We start from the raw sequence: 13,214 nt of genomic DNA on the forward strand, positions 1-13,214 counted from the left end.
GTAGTGCTATGAAAGCTGACTTAAACACCACTTTTTAGTATTAAGTGATGGATATCTATCTACCAAACAACCGATTTTGAGGCTCACGCACCGTGGTAAAACTTGTCCAAAACACTAAATTTGACGAATATCTTGAATTTCCTTGTACGTTTAGTTTTCGCGTTATGGGGTTAGCCAACAAGCAACTAACTGAGCAAGTCTTAGTTGTAATGCAACAAGTAGCACCTGGCGATTATGCTCCAACCGTTAAACCCAGTGCAAAAGGCAACTATGAATCTGTGCATTTAGTGGCGCGTGTAGAAAGTAAAGAACACATCGAAAAGATTTATAACGAATTGGGTAAATTAGAAGACGTTCGTCACGTTTTATAGTTACGTTCGCTGAAATAGAGCTGTAAGGATCCCATTTTGAGTAACCCAACTATAATCATCCGCCAACTAGGCCAACAAGCCTATGAGCCAATTTGGCAGGCCATGCAGGATTACACTGATCATCGCGATGAATTCAGTGCAGATGAAATTTGGTTAGTCGAGCACGATCCTGTCTTTACTCAAGGTCAAGCTGGTAAAGAAGAGCACCTTTTAATGCCAGGTGATATTCCTGTTGTTAAAGTCGATCGGGGTGGGCAAGTCACGTATCACGGTCCAGGGCAACAAGTCATGTACGTATTGTTTAATTTACGCCGTTTAAAAATTGGCGTAAGAGAGCTCGTCACATGGTTGGAAGATTGTGTCGTGGCTACTTTAGCCGATTATGGCGTAAACGCCTATGCTAAGCCTGATGCTCCCGGTGTATATGTCGATGATAAAAAAATTGCTTCATTAGGTCTTCGAGTGAGACGTGGCTGCTCTTTTCATGGCTTAGCTTTAAACGTCAACATGGATCTTGCGCCGTTTTTAAGAATAAACCCCTGTGGTTACGCTGGAATGGCCATGGTGCAGTCATCCGATTTAGCAGGTCCAAAAACCATCGAACAAGCACAAGCAGGCTTGATAAAACATATCGTTGAGAAATTAAACGTCACCGACGTCAAACAAAAACTAGGGTTTGATAACGAATGAATAAACCAGTAAAGATCCAACCAGGGGTTAAACTGCGCGATGCCGAAAAAATGGCATTGATCCCAGTAAAAGTGTTACCAACAGAAAAAACTGAAATGTTACGTAAGCCTGAGTGGCTCAAAATCCGTCTTCCAAAATCAACTGAGCGCATTGATGGCATAAAAAGCGCTATGCGCAAACACGGACTGCATTCTGTCTGTGAAGAAGCTTCATGTCCAAACCTTTCAGAATGTTTCAACCACGGCACTGCGACCTTTATGATTTTAGGTGCTATTTGTACCCGTCGTTGCCCATTTTGTGATGTCGCACACGGTCGTCCATTAGCACCCGATGCTGCAGAACCCGAAAAACTGGCGTTAACGATTCGTGATATGAAACTTAGTTATGTTGTAATTACGTCAGTGGATCGCGATGACCTTCGTGATGGCGGTGCACAACATTTTGCTGACTGTATTCGAGAAATCAGAAAATATAACCCAAAGATCACTATTGAAATCTTAGTCCCTGACTTCAGAGGCCGAATGGATCGCGCACTCGAAATCTTAATCGAAACACCACCTGATGTTTTTAACCATAACTTAGAGACTGCACCGCGTTTGTATAAGTTGGCGCGTCCAGGGGCTGACTATAAGTGGTCACTAGAACTACTACGCCGATTCAAAGAAGCCCACCCTAATGTGAAAACTAAATCAGGCTTAATGGTTGGTTTAGGTGAAGAAATCAGCGAAATTGAACAAGTATTACGTGACCTTCGTGAGCACAACGTTGACATGCTAACTGTTGGCCAATATTTACAGCCGTCAAAACACCACCTTCCAGTTAAACGTTACGTACCACCTGTCGAGTTTGATGGCTTAAAAGAATATGCCGATGAGATTGGCTTTGTCCACTCTGCGTGTGGGCCTTTTGTCCGCTCAAGCTACCATGCCGATCAACAAGCTGCAGGTAAAGAAGTGAAATAATGCAAAAAAGGCTTAGTGAGAACTAAGCCTTTTTTATATCAGTTTCGAAATAACTGTCAAACTCCAGTCGCGACCAGATATCCCCTGCTCGCACTTCATCAGAGCAGCTAGTTCACATAATACCTCTTCATATAACTCTATCTAAACTTATTGTTTCTCGATCAAATGATGCAAGTTTACGTGGGAAAAATCAGTGAGCTTAAGCTAGCTGGCGGACTTGTTCATATTCGCACCAAATTCAAAAGTGAGCCCAGAGTAAACAAGATAGACAAAACTCATTTTAGTCTGTTTTATGAGGTTGATTCCTTGTTACAGCAAGTTTAACTAGTTGAAGTAATGAGGAATCACACTCAGAGTCTATCAAAAACATACCTGCGGATTACTAGAGCTCTTAATCTTTTTCGATATTATCTAAGCCTTTAGTTTCTTTTTTAGCTGGCAGCTTATGGTGAATAGCCGCTTTAATTAGCATATAACCGCTGATAGGCGCGGTGATTAATAGAAAAATCGAGATTAAGATTTCTTTGGCGCTAATCCCATTTTTAGTCAAGCTAAAATAGACCATCGCGGCAGTCAACACTCCAGCCATCCCAAGAGTTGTGGCTTTCGTGGGCCCATGTAACCGCATAAAAAAATCAGGCATTTTAAGCAAGCCAATCGAGCCTATCAGAATAAATACTCCACCAACCAAAAGTAAAATAGACACAACCCATTCATAAATTAACATAATAAAACCTTCTAAATCGTTGGCTATTCAATGATATCGCCGCGCAGTAGAAACTTACATACCGCAACTGTACTGACAAACCCTAACATTGCAATTAACAAAGCTGCTTCGAAGTACAAGTTCGTGTCAACACGAATACCGTATAAAATAATTAAAGCTATCGTATTAATATACATTGTATCGAGCGCCAAAATACGGTCAGGGAGCGTAGGACCAAGAATTAAGCGCCATAAATTCATTAACAACGCGATCCCAACCATAGTCAATACAATCAGAATTACCGTGTCTAGCATTGGAAAATCTCCTTCAAAGGGGCCTCATAGCGCTGTTTAATTGTATCGATTAATTGCTGCTCATCATCCAAATCAAGTACATGAATTAATAAATAACGTTGAGCCGGTAATTCGCCTTTGTCCAACTTTTCAGGGATTGGGTAGACTTCTGCACTGACCGTACCTGGAGTGAGCGATACCGTGCTAGCTAAAATAGTAATCGGCATCTCATGGGATAAATCCAGCGGGATCTTTACAAACGCTGGGCGTAAGCGCTTAGTTGGCCCAAGAATCAGAAAAGCCACTTGAACATTTGCTGTGACAATATCGTACAGTACCAGCATAAAATGTTTCAATGCTAATCCCGGCTTCAAGATAAGTGGTTGAGGAGCGCGAAACCGCAAGGTTAATAGCGGGATCACAATCGCAAGAAAAGTCGCTAATATTAAGTGACCCACTGATACGCTATTATTCAGTAGTAACCACACACAAAATAGCATCAAACTTCTAAATGGGGTTGGCAACCAGGTAAATTTTGCTTCTAATCTCATAACGGTACTTGCTCCATTGGCTGCCCTAAAACACTCTGTACATGACCACTAACATCATGTAACTGCGCTGCGGCTGCTAAAGTAAATTCACTAATCGCACCGGCAAAAACCACCATCAATGGCGAGCACACGAGTAAAACAATGATTACTCCAATTTGGATAGGATGGCTGCGCTCGTCACTTGGCTCTGAATTACTTTGTTTCCAAAATAAGTTTGAACCAGCTCGGCTTAATGCAATCATGACCATTAAACTCACGACTAAATAAACGGGCCAAAAAGAAAGGTGAACATCACCTTCAAGTGCAGCATTAAGGAACCATATTTTACCAATAAACCCTGAAAATGGTGGCATGCCTATCACTGCAAGTACCGCGGCAATAAAGCAACAACCAAGTAAAAATGGTTGAGCGACTGCACGCGCAGGCACTAAACGATCTCCCGCTTTTCCACGCTGCTCAGCGATTAATTCGGCTAATAAAAATAGCGCCGCAACCATTAAAGTAGAGTGAATCACATAATATAAAGCGGCTGCGGTTGCAGTGACAGATTGCATTGCCACTGCTGCAACTAACGTCCCCACAGAAACAACCACGAGATGGGCCACCAAGCGACGAAGATCTTGACTTGCAAGTACACCAAAAGCGCCTACGGCGATTGTAATAATTGCGAGCGGCCAAAGCCATTTAGACGCCATAAACGCCAGCTCCCCAGCTTCACGACCAAAAATTGTTGTATAAACACGGAACATTGCATACACACCCACTTTTGTCATAATCGCGAACATAGCGGCCACCACTGGAATGGCAACTGAATAAGTCGCTGGTAACCACATATGTAAAGGCAAAATCGCCGCTTTTAAAGCGAAAACAATCAATAGTAGTAATCCGCCAACCTTCGCTAAAGCTAAGTCATCCCCACTCAGCATTGACACTTTATAGGCCATGTCTGCAATGTTTAATGTCCCTAGCACCCCGTAAAGCACGCCGAGCGCAATCAAAAAGACACTTGAGCCGACCAAGTTGAGGATAACGTAATGCAATGCAGCCTTTGTTTTTTGTTTATCAGCCCCATGCATCAACAATGAATATGATGCAATCAGCAACACTTCAAAAAAAACAAACAAGTTAAACAGATCACCGGTCAAAAATGCACCATTAACACCTAATGTAAGGAAATGAACGAGTGGATGAAAGAAACTTCCCTTTTTGTCATCTCCAGCTAAAGAGTACACAACACAGCACAAAGATAAGAACGAGGTCAAAGTCACTAACAAGGCTGATGTCATATCACCGACTAATACAATTCCAAAAGGCGCAGACCAATCACCTATCGCATACACAAGTGTTTGACCATCTTGGCTTTTAAGTAATAATGCCATACTGGCAATAAAAGTCAGAACAGCAAAAATAACTGATGCAATACGTCGCATCTTTGTATTTTTGCCACATGGAGGCAATAAGAGCACAACTGCCGCAAGCATCGGCAGTAAAATACTTAAACTCACTAAGTGCATTACTTGCTCTCCTTGATTTCTTGCATCACCGAAGTTGTTACTTCTGTTTCTTTACCATCGACATGATCAGTCCCTAAATCAGCCCGCCCTCGAATCGCCAAAATAACCACAAAAGCCGTCATCGCAAACCCAATAACAATCGCGGTGAGTACCAAGGCTTGCGGTAATGGATCGGCATAATCAGTCGAAAAACCAAGCACAGCGGCTTTATTTAAGCTCAAGCGGCCCGATGAAAATAAAAATAAATTAACAGCATAAGAGAGCATAGTCAGCCCTAATACCACAGGAAACGTCCGTGCGCGTAACAATAAAAACACACCGCAAGCCACTAAAATTCCCACGCATGTTGCATATAAGGCTTCCATTACTTGCCCTCCGCTTCAGGCTGTTGGTTTAGTGTGAGTTTTCCTAAACTTGCTAAGATCATTAAGACAGAACCTACCACAGTTAAATACACCCCTAAATCAAATACTAAGGCACTCGCTAGTTCAATTTTTCCAACTAATGGAATATCAAAATACTCAAACCAGCTTGTTAAGAAAGGACGGCCAAATAACCAACTACCAATACCCGTCATAAAAGCAATCGCAATACCAAACGCAATCACCTTACGATAATTGACATCAAAGCGATCATAAATCCACTGAGAGCCATGTGCCATATATTGTAAGATAAAAGCAATAGCCGTGATTAAACCCGCGATAAATCCACCACCTGGCAGGTTGTGGCCACGTAAAAAGATATAAACGGTTACTAATAATGCCAATGGCAATAAACTTTGAGAAATTGACGCCAATAAAATTGGATGGCGCTCACGTGCCCAAGGTCGACCCTCTCCATCTCTTGAAGGCATAAATAAAGGTAAATTCAGCAACATCTTATAAATACCCAGTGCAGCTATTCCTAGCACTGTAATTTCACCTAACGTATCAAAACCTCTAAAATCAACCAAAATTACGTTAACAACATTGGTCCCTCCTCCACCGGTTTTCGCGTTGGCAAGGAAAAAATCAGAAATAGAAGACAAGGGACGAGTCAAAATTGCATAACATAAACTTCCCACTATTACCCCAAGACTTGAAGCAATTGCAAGATCACGCAAAATGCGCAATGAGCTTGATTCTTTTGGTGTTTTTTGTGGCAAGAAGAATAATGCCAACATTAATAAAATGATAGTTACTACTTCAACAGTTAATTGAGTCAGGGCTAGATCAGGAGCAGAGTAACGGGTAAACGCAACGGAGACCATTAAGCCAACAACCGAAATAGTCAGCAATGCAACCATTCTATTTTGGTGCCAAATCAACGTCGCTAGCGCACCCGCAATCAATAAACCCGCACCCACTGCAGCATTCGGTGTCACGGCAGAAAGAGGCTTAGTCCCTGCTAATTGCACCATATCAAATAACGGCATACCAGCTAAAATGATCACACTCATAAGCAAAAATAAAACATAGCGCTGCAACGAGCCATTCTCAAGGCGGTCAATAAACTCGCGACTCCACCTCACTAACTGCTGAACGCGTTGCTCGAAAAACTCTTTTGCATCAAAACTCGGCAAAGAGGCTTGAAAATGAAATAAGTGCTTACGTTGGCTATAAATCAGCAAACCACCGAGTACAGCTAATCCACTCATTAATAAAGGTAAATTAAACCCGTGCCAAATAGCTAAACTGTATTCAGGTAATACAGGACCCAATACAGCTCTCGAAGCGGCACTGAGAATATCATTCACCACAAAATTAGGGAAAATACCGACAACAATACAGAGTGCAACTAATATTTCGACAGGGATTCTCATATATCGCGGCGGCTCATGGGGCGTTTTAGTCAATCCCACAGGCTCACCATTAAAGAAAACATCATGAATAAAACGAATTGAATACGCGACTGAAAACACAGCAGCTATTGTCGCAACAACCGGAATTAGCCATGACATTGAACCTAAAACTTGCTGATGCAAAGTTTCAGCAAAAAACATTTCTTTTGATAAGAAACCATTTAATAAAGGCACTCCCGCCATAGACGCTGCAGCAACCATCGCCAAAGTTGCGGTATATGGCAAAAACTTGAGCATACCATTCAGTTTACGCATGTCTCGAGTTCCACTTTCATGGTCAATAATTCCTGCAGCCATAAATAACGATGCCTTGAAAGTAGCATGGTTAATTATATGAAAAATTGCTGCAACCACTGCAAGCTGTGTATCTAAACCAAGTAATAATGTGATTAAGCCTAAATGACTTACTGTTGAATACGCCAGCAACCCTTTTAAATCATGTTTAAACAGCGCCATATAGGCACCGAATGACAAGGTTGCTAAGCCGGTTAAGCCTACGAACATAAACCAAAACTCAGTGCCAGCTAATGCAGGATGAAAGCGCGCTAACAAGAAAATACCGGCTTTAACCATGGTTGCTGAATGTAAGTAAGCACTTACAGGTGTCGGTGCTGCCATCGCATGCGGCAACCAAAAATGAAATGGAAACTGTGCAGACTTAGTAAAGGCGCCCAATAAAATAAGCCCAAGAGTAACAACATACAAGTCATGCTGTTTAATCAAATCGCCACTTTCTAAAATAACACCTAAATCATAACTACCCACTATATTACCTAGCAGTAGTAAACCAGCCAACAATGCTAATCCACCTGCCCCGGTCACCGTGAGCGCCATTCGGGCACCACGCCGCGCTTCTGATTTTTGCCACCAAAAACTAATCAGTAAGAATGAACTAACACTGGTTAATTCCCAAAAAACCCAAAGCTGAATCACATTATTAGATAGGACAATGCCCAGCATTGCAGTCATAAACAGCATTAAAAAGGCAAAAAACTTTGCCATTGAATCATTTTCACTCAGATAATAGCGGGCATAGAGAATAACGAGTAAACCGATACCTAAGATCATATACACAAATAATAAAGATAAACCATCTAAACGAAATGACAGTTCAATCCCAAGGGCTGGGATCCAATCGAGATGATAAAGTAACGTCTCACCGGCAAAAACAGCAGACGAATAATTGAAGGCAATCATTAAGGCAATAAAAGGGGTTAATGCCGTGAGCCAAGTGCATGTCGTACGACCAAAGCGGCCGCTCAGACCTGCTAGGATACTTCCGAACAATGAAAGTAAGGGGATCCATAATAAAGCTATCACGTTATTTTATTTCCTTAATTCAATGTTTAACATATTAGGTATAGCAATAAATAACAAAACTATTCCTTTTTATAAAGAGTCGATACTCACTTAGAAGCTAAAAAAGCTTCAAGCAGTCTCAAATTTTATCGCTTTGAAATCATATCACTTTTAATATTAATGCCGATAGATATATAGATGAAAATCAATTTTTGTAAGATAAAAGTCGCGATTTGTTTACTTATAACGCGATTTGTACTGACTTTTTAGCTAATGGGTTCCCATTTGATAGTGCCTTTTGAAATAATTGTTTCGCCAAAGTTGCATCCCTCAGCCCCCCTTCCCCCTCAGCGAGCATCTTGGCATAAAAATACTCCCCATAACTGTCTCCTTGCTCAGCAGCCTGCGCATACAAAATTCGTGCTTGAACTTTATCGCCTTGTTGGTAAAGCAATCTTGCTAGAGTTGATTTTGCAAGTGGCCAATCCAAAGCCTGTTTTAAATAGGCGATTGCTTGAGTAATTTTCCCTTTTTCCTCTAATGCCAATGCATACTGCAAGTAACTCCCTTGAAAGCCGAGCTCAAGGCCATAATCGAGCCAGTAAAGTTCATTGGTTCGTTTGAACATAGCACGGCTAAATACCTCTAATTGGCTTCGATGGTGGGTGATATTCAACTGTGCTTTATCTAAATATGATTGTGGTAATGGTTTATCTAAAAACTCCATGATGGTCGCAGATGCAATCGATTTATAAGCAGAAATATGCGTCTGGTCACAGGTCGCAACAGGAAATAAACCATTCTGAGTGATAGTGTTTGCCCGATAGTGTAATTGACTCAGTGAATTACCTAGCCAACAGCGTTTTTTACTACTTTGTTTAGATAAGCGGTATTCATCTTCAAGACCAAGCAAATGCATCCACTCGTGTTTATAAACGGAGAAACTACTTTTTTTACTTAAATATAGGATCCCTTGGTTTACATTTGCTTTACCACTATCACTTATAACTATTAGGTTGCGAATTCTGCGTGGCCAATTTCGGTCATGGCTCAATCCGCTTAATTGGCACTGTATAGCTTGCTGAGGCGTATTAATCGAGCAACCAAGCTGATCTTTACTTCGATATAAAATCTCAGTAAAACACACCGGCAACTGGCTTAATTGGGGATCTTTTCTAAATGCATCATGCAATCGAGCCCAATGTTGCCCGGATGCTAAATCTGACACAACTGGAACGACGGTGATTGGGCAATCTGGTGATGCTTTTAACTCTGAGGTTGAATGAACAATGGGATGCGCAAGCAGCTTTTTCAAACTTGTTTGCACGTCGTTAGGGGCATGGTGCCAATCTTGTCCTAATTCAAACGCACTTCGAAAAGACCAGAGTAAAGGGTCATCGGCTGCGATAAAGTCGGCCAATGCAGACCAAAGACCCTGCCGATGGTAGAATTGTGCCATAGCATGGCGAGCTTCACGATGTTCTCTCGCAGATAAGCGTAATTTAATCAACTGTTTATAATAAGTCTCACTGAACTCTGGTTGCTCGTTTCGTTCATAAAATTCGGCTAAATGATATAAAGCTTCCTGATCATGATGACGCGCCAATACCTGCATTAAAGCAATATCTTGATAAGCTTGTTCTGGGACTTGATGCTGGCTGATTAGCCAAGGCGCATAATCAATCTCACCCTGTAAAAAATGATATTGAGCTAAACTAAAGTCACAATCACTGGCTCGTATCTGGCTTAACACACTGAGAATAAAACACAAAAACCAGACTCTCAAGGCTGGTTTTTGTGACACATAACTAGAAATGTTAATCATTACTCACTGTGTGAATATAAGAGCTCTAGTTCCAATCGGGCATACTTATATTCGACAAATTCGTGGACATTTGTTGATAATGACAGCTTGAAATAGTCTTCTGCATTACGAAGGTTTCCTACTGACAAATGTTTTTTTGCTAAATAAAAATAGGCTTCACATAAACGCTCTGCGAATTCTTGTTGTGAAGAAACCCCGATATCCAAACCAGCTAAAAAAGCGCGCTCAGATAATTCGCCAGAATAAAGCTGAATCAATTGATACGCCCAATTGCTCTGTTCTAGTTGGCTACCCGCACTGATTAATTGCTGTTTAGCAATGACAGGATCCAGCTCTTTTTGAGCTAAATAACGCCAAACAACCCGATAAGGATCACTTGGTGCTAAGGCTAAAAAAGCATTGAAATCTTGTTCTGCGAGCTGCGGTCGTTGCCCATAATATAATGCAATACCACGATTCAGATACGCATATTCATGCTCCGCTTTGAGGTCTAGAACCGCATCAAACATCTCATACGCTTTATCGTATTGCTGCATCAAAGTGTAATGAATCCCTAAAAAATTATACACCTCGGGCAAGTCTGGTTTTAAATTTAACGTGCGATTAAAGTCAATTCGGGCCAATGTAGATAAGCCAAGGCTGTCGTACAAGACACCACGATCATATAAAAGCTGCGCTTTTTGCTCATCTGTTAAATTGGTACGGTAAAGCAATTCTGAATAACGCGCTATTGCTATTTCACTACGAAAATCAGTCGATAATGGTGTGGCAAAAGCGACATCTACCACCCCTGTATCTTGAGAATCTGAAGTCAGACTACAACCCATCATTAAGCCACTAAGTAGTGACAAAACAGCAATTTTTTTTAAGCGCATTGAATTCCTTAACGTATTTAACTTCTATTATTATTGGCAGTTAAAAGTAAAAACTGACCTAAGCCTTAGAATAGATCACAGTAAAATAGTTCTCCATTAGAGCATAAAAAAAGGGGCCTTACAGCCCCTTAATTATTTCTGATGTGAGAATCAGTAATTAAGCCTCTGGTTCACTTGCTGGAGCTGCTTCTTTTGCAGGCGCCATCGCTTCTTTAATGCTTAAGCGAACACGGCCTTGGCGGTCAACTTCAACAACTTTAACTTTCACTTCTTGACCAACAGACAAATGGTCAGCAACGTTATTAACACGCTCTTCACTGATTTGTGAAATGTGCACTAAGCCATCTTTACCTGGAAGTACGTTAACAAATGCACCAAAATCAACAAGACGTACAACTTTACCTTCATAAATTGCACCTACTTCAAGTTCAGCAGTTAATTGCTCAATGCGAGAGATTGCATTTTGAGCGCTGATCCCATCAGTAGCAGCGATTTTAATAGTACCATCATCTTCGATTTCAATCGTAGTGCCTGTTTCTTCAGTTAACTGGCGGATTGTCGCGCCACCTTTACCAATTACTTCAGCAATCTTCTTCGGAGGAATAGACATTGTATAAATGCGCGGAGCGAATTGTGACAATTCTTCAGAAGGTGCAGCAATAGCTTCATCCATAACACCTAAGATGTGGATACGTGCAGCTTTTGCTTGCTTAAGCGCAATTTGCATGATCTCTTGCGTGATGCCTTCGATCTTAATGTCCATTTGAAGTGCAGTAATACCGTTTTGAGTACCCGCTACTTTAAAGTCCATATCACCTAAGTGATCTTCATCACCTAAGATATCTGATAAAACAACAAAGTTTTCATCTTCTTTAACAAGACCCATCGCAATACCTGCAACAGATGCTTTGATTGGTACACCAGCATTCATTAATGCAAGTGAAGTACCACAAACAGAAGCCATTGAAGATGAACCATTTGACTCGGTAATTTCAGATACAACGCGAATTGAATATGGGAATTCAGTTAATGTTGGAAGAACCGCTTGGATACCGCGCTTTGCTAAGTTACCGTGACCAATCTCACGACGCTTAGGTGAACCTACAAAACCAGTTTCACCCACACAGAATGGTGGGAAATTGTAGTTAAGCATAAAGTGGTTTTTGTGAGTACCTGTTAAATCATCGATTAACTGAGAGTCACGTTCAGTACCTAATGTTGCAGTTACCAGTGCTTGAGTCTCACCACGTGTAAAAATAGCAGAACCATGAGTACGAGGTAATACACCAGTCATTACGTCAAGTGCACGGATCATATCTGGTTCACGGCCATCGATACGTTTTTCACCTGCAGTGATGCGACCACGCACAATTTTCTTTTCTAATGAACCGAATACTTTCGACACTTCTTGCGTATCTAATGATTCGTCTTCAGCAAGTTCTGCACTCAATGAGGCGATAACCGCATCTTTTGCAGCTGTTAATGCTTCTTTACGCGCTACTTTATCAGTAATACGGTACGCTTCACCTACTTTATCAGAAGCCAATGCCGCTACTTTCTCTTCTAGCGCAACATTTTTCTCTGGTGCTGACCAATCCCAAGCCGGTTTGCCCGCTTCAGCTTTAAATTCATTAATTGCGTTAATGATTGCTTGTGATTGCTCATGGCCATATACAACCGCACCTAGCATAATTTCTTCAGCTAGTACGTCTGCTTCTGATTCAACCATTAATACTGCATTATCAGTACCCGCAACAACTAAATCTAACTTACTCTCGGTTAATTCAGTAAGGGTTGGGTTAAGCACATACTGGTCATTAATGTAGCCAACACGTGCTGCGCCAATTGGCCCTGAGAACGGGATACCTGAAATAGCAAGTGCAGCAGAAGTACCAATCATCGCCACCATATCTGGTTGTACTTCAGGATCGACTGAAACAACAGTAGCAATCACTTGTACTTCATTCACAAAACCATTTGGGAAAAGTGGACGAATTGGGCGGTCGATAAGACGTGCAATTAACGTTTCGCCATCATTTGGACGACCTTCACGTTTTAAGAAACCACCAGGGATACGACCTGCAGCGTACATGCGCTCTTGATAGTTAACTGTTAATGGAAAAAAGTCTTGACCTGGTTGTGCATCACGCTTACCAACAACAGTGACTAACACAGATGTATCACCAATACTGGCTAATACAGCACCATCTGCTTGACGTGCAATAGCACCTGTTTCGAGTGTAACTTCGTGTTGTCCTAATTGGAATTTTTTAATAATTGCTTGCAAT

12 protein-coding genes are annotated in these 13,214 nt (G+C 41.4%); 3 read left to right on the forward strand and 9 right to left on the reverse strand.

Going from position 1 to position 13,214, the window contains the following annotated elements; genetic code table 11:
- Nucleotides 1–92: 92 nt before the first annotated feature.
- The 3 genes from ybeD to lipA are packed head-to-tail and all read left to right on the forward strand — an operon-like array spanning nt 93 to nt 2,023.
- Nucleotides 93–371, forward strand: coding sequence for a DUF493 family protein YbeD (ybeD, locus tag AC3KVK_RS10775; RefSeq protein WP_490313259.1), 279 nt, complete (start codon nt 93–95; stop codon nt 369–371).
- 36 nt (nt 372–407) lie between these two features.
- Nucleotides 408–1,061, forward strand: a complete 654-nt coding sequence (lipB, locus tag AC3KVK_RS10780) for a lipoyl(octanoyl) transferase LipB (protein ID WP_490313258.1) — start codon at nt 408–410, stop codon at nt 1,059–1,061.
- Nucleotides 1,058–2,023 carry a lipoyl synthase gene (lipA, locus tag AC3KVK_RS10785; RefSeq protein WP_086742909.1) on the forward strand — a complete coding sequence of 322 codons (966 nt, stop codon included), beginning with the start codon at nt 1,058–1,060 and terminating at the stop codon, nt 2,021–2,023. The genes lipB and lipA overlap by 4 nt, the downstream gene beginning before the upstream one ends.
- A gap of 391 nt (nt 2,024–2,414) precedes the next feature.
- Here lipA and AC3KVK_RS10790 read toward each other — a convergent pair whose 3' ends face one another.
- The 9 genes from AC3KVK_RS10790 to pnp form a co-directional block, all read right to left on the reverse strand.
- On the reverse strand, nt 2,415–2,750 hold the full coding sequence (locus AC3KVK_RS10790; RefSeq protein ID WP_490313257.1) for a Na+/H+ antiporter subunit G: 336 nt from the start codon (nt 2,748–2,750) through the stop codon (nt 2,415–2,417).
- A gap of 23 nt (nt 2,751–2,773) precedes the next feature.
- Nucleotides 2,774–3,043: a K+/H+ antiporter subunit F gene (locus AC3KVK_RS10795; protein WP_086742907.1), complete on the reverse strand. Its 270-nt coding sequence runs from the start codon at nt 3,041–3,043 to the stop codon at nt 2,774–2,776.
- Entirely contained in the window at nt 3,037–3,573 is a 537-nt protein-coding gene (locus AC3KVK_RS10800) for a Na+/H+ antiporter subunit E (RefSeq protein ID WP_490313256.1), read from the reverse strand. Before AC3KVK_RS10800 ends, AC3KVK_RS10795 begins: the two co-directional genes overlap by 7 nt.
- Entirely contained in the window at nt 3,570–5,087 is a 1,518-nt protein-coding gene (locus AC3KVK_RS10805) for a monovalent cation/H+ antiporter subunit D (protein WP_490313255.1), read from the reverse strand. Before AC3KVK_RS10805 ends, AC3KVK_RS10800 begins: the two co-directional genes overlap by 4 nt.
- On the reverse strand, nt 5,087–5,452 hold the full coding sequence (locus AC3KVK_RS10810; protein WP_490313254.1) for a Na+/H+ antiporter subunit C: 366 nt from the start codon (nt 5,450–5,452) through the stop codon (nt 5,087–5,089). Before AC3KVK_RS10810 ends, AC3KVK_RS10805 begins: the two co-directional genes overlap by 1 nt.
- Nucleotides 5,452–8,244, reverse strand: coding sequence for a monovalent cation/H+ antiporter subunit A (locus tag AC3KVK_RS10815; protein WP_490313282.1), 2,793 nt, complete (start codon nt 8,242–8,244; stop codon nt 5,452–5,454). Before AC3KVK_RS10815 ends, AC3KVK_RS10810 begins: the two co-directional genes overlap by 1 nt.
- Nucleotides 8,245–8,467: 223 nt before the next feature.
- Complete coding sequence (locus AC3KVK_RS10820; protein WP_490313253.1) at nt 8,468–10,051, reverse strand: tetratricopeptide repeat protein; 1,584 nt, start codon at nt 10,049–10,051, stop codon at nt 8,468–8,470.
- Complete coding sequence (gene nlpI / locus AC3KVK_RS10825) at nt 10,051–10,926, reverse strand: lipoprotein NlpI (protein ID WP_490313252.1); 876 nt, start codon at nt 10,924–10,926, stop codon at nt 10,051–10,053. Before nlpI ends, AC3KVK_RS10820 begins: the two co-directional genes overlap by 1 nt.
- A gap of 157 nt (nt 10,927–11,083) precedes the next feature.
- Nucleotides 11,084–13,213 (reverse strand): polyribonucleotide nucleotidyltransferase, encoded by a 2,130-nt coding sequence (gene pnp, locus AC3KVK_RS10830; protein WP_490313251.1) that lies wholly within the window; start codon nt 13,211–13,213, stop codon nt 11,084–11,086.
- Between the last annotated feature and the right edge of the window lies 1 nt (nt 13,214).

It is taken from the genome of Pseudoalteromonas sp. J2K-J979 (genome assembly GCF_058169715.2).

What these genes read in the sequence shown, in the direction of transcription:
- lipA (WP_086742909.1), top strand. Translation starts at nt 1,058, where the DNA reads ATGAATAAACCAGTAAAGATCCAACCAGGGGTTAAACTGCGCGATGCC.
- AC3KVK_RS10790 (WP_490313257.1), bottom strand. Translation starts at nt 2,750, where the DNA reads ATGTTAATTTATGAATGGGTTGTGTCTATTTTACTTTTGGTTGGTGGA.
- AC3KVK_RS10795 (WP_086742907.1), bottom strand. Translation starts at nt 3,043, where the DNA reads ATGCTAGACACGGTAATTCTGATTGTATTGACTATGGTTGGGATCGCG.
- AC3KVK_RS10800 (WP_490313256.1), bottom strand. Translation starts at nt 3,573, where the DNA reads ATGAGATTAGAAGCAAAATTTACCTGGTTGCCAACCCCATTTAGAAGT.
- AC3KVK_RS10805 (WP_490313255.1), bottom strand. Translation starts at nt 5,087, where the DNA reads ATGCACTTAGTGAGTTTAAGTATTTTACTGCCGATGCTTGCGGCAGTT.
- AC3KVK_RS10810 (WP_490313254.1), bottom strand. Translation starts at nt 5,452, where the DNA reads ATGGAAGCCTTATATGCAACATGCGTGGGAATTTTAGTGGCTTGCGGT.
- AC3KVK_RS10820 (WP_490313253.1), bottom strand. Translation starts at nt 10,051, where the DNA reads ATGATTAACATTTCTAGTTATGTGTCACAAAAACCAGCCTTGAGAGTC.
- nlpI (WP_490313252.1), bottom strand. Translation starts at nt 10,926, where the DNA reads ATGCGCTTAAAAAAAATTGCTGTTTTGTCACTACTTAGTGGCTTAATG.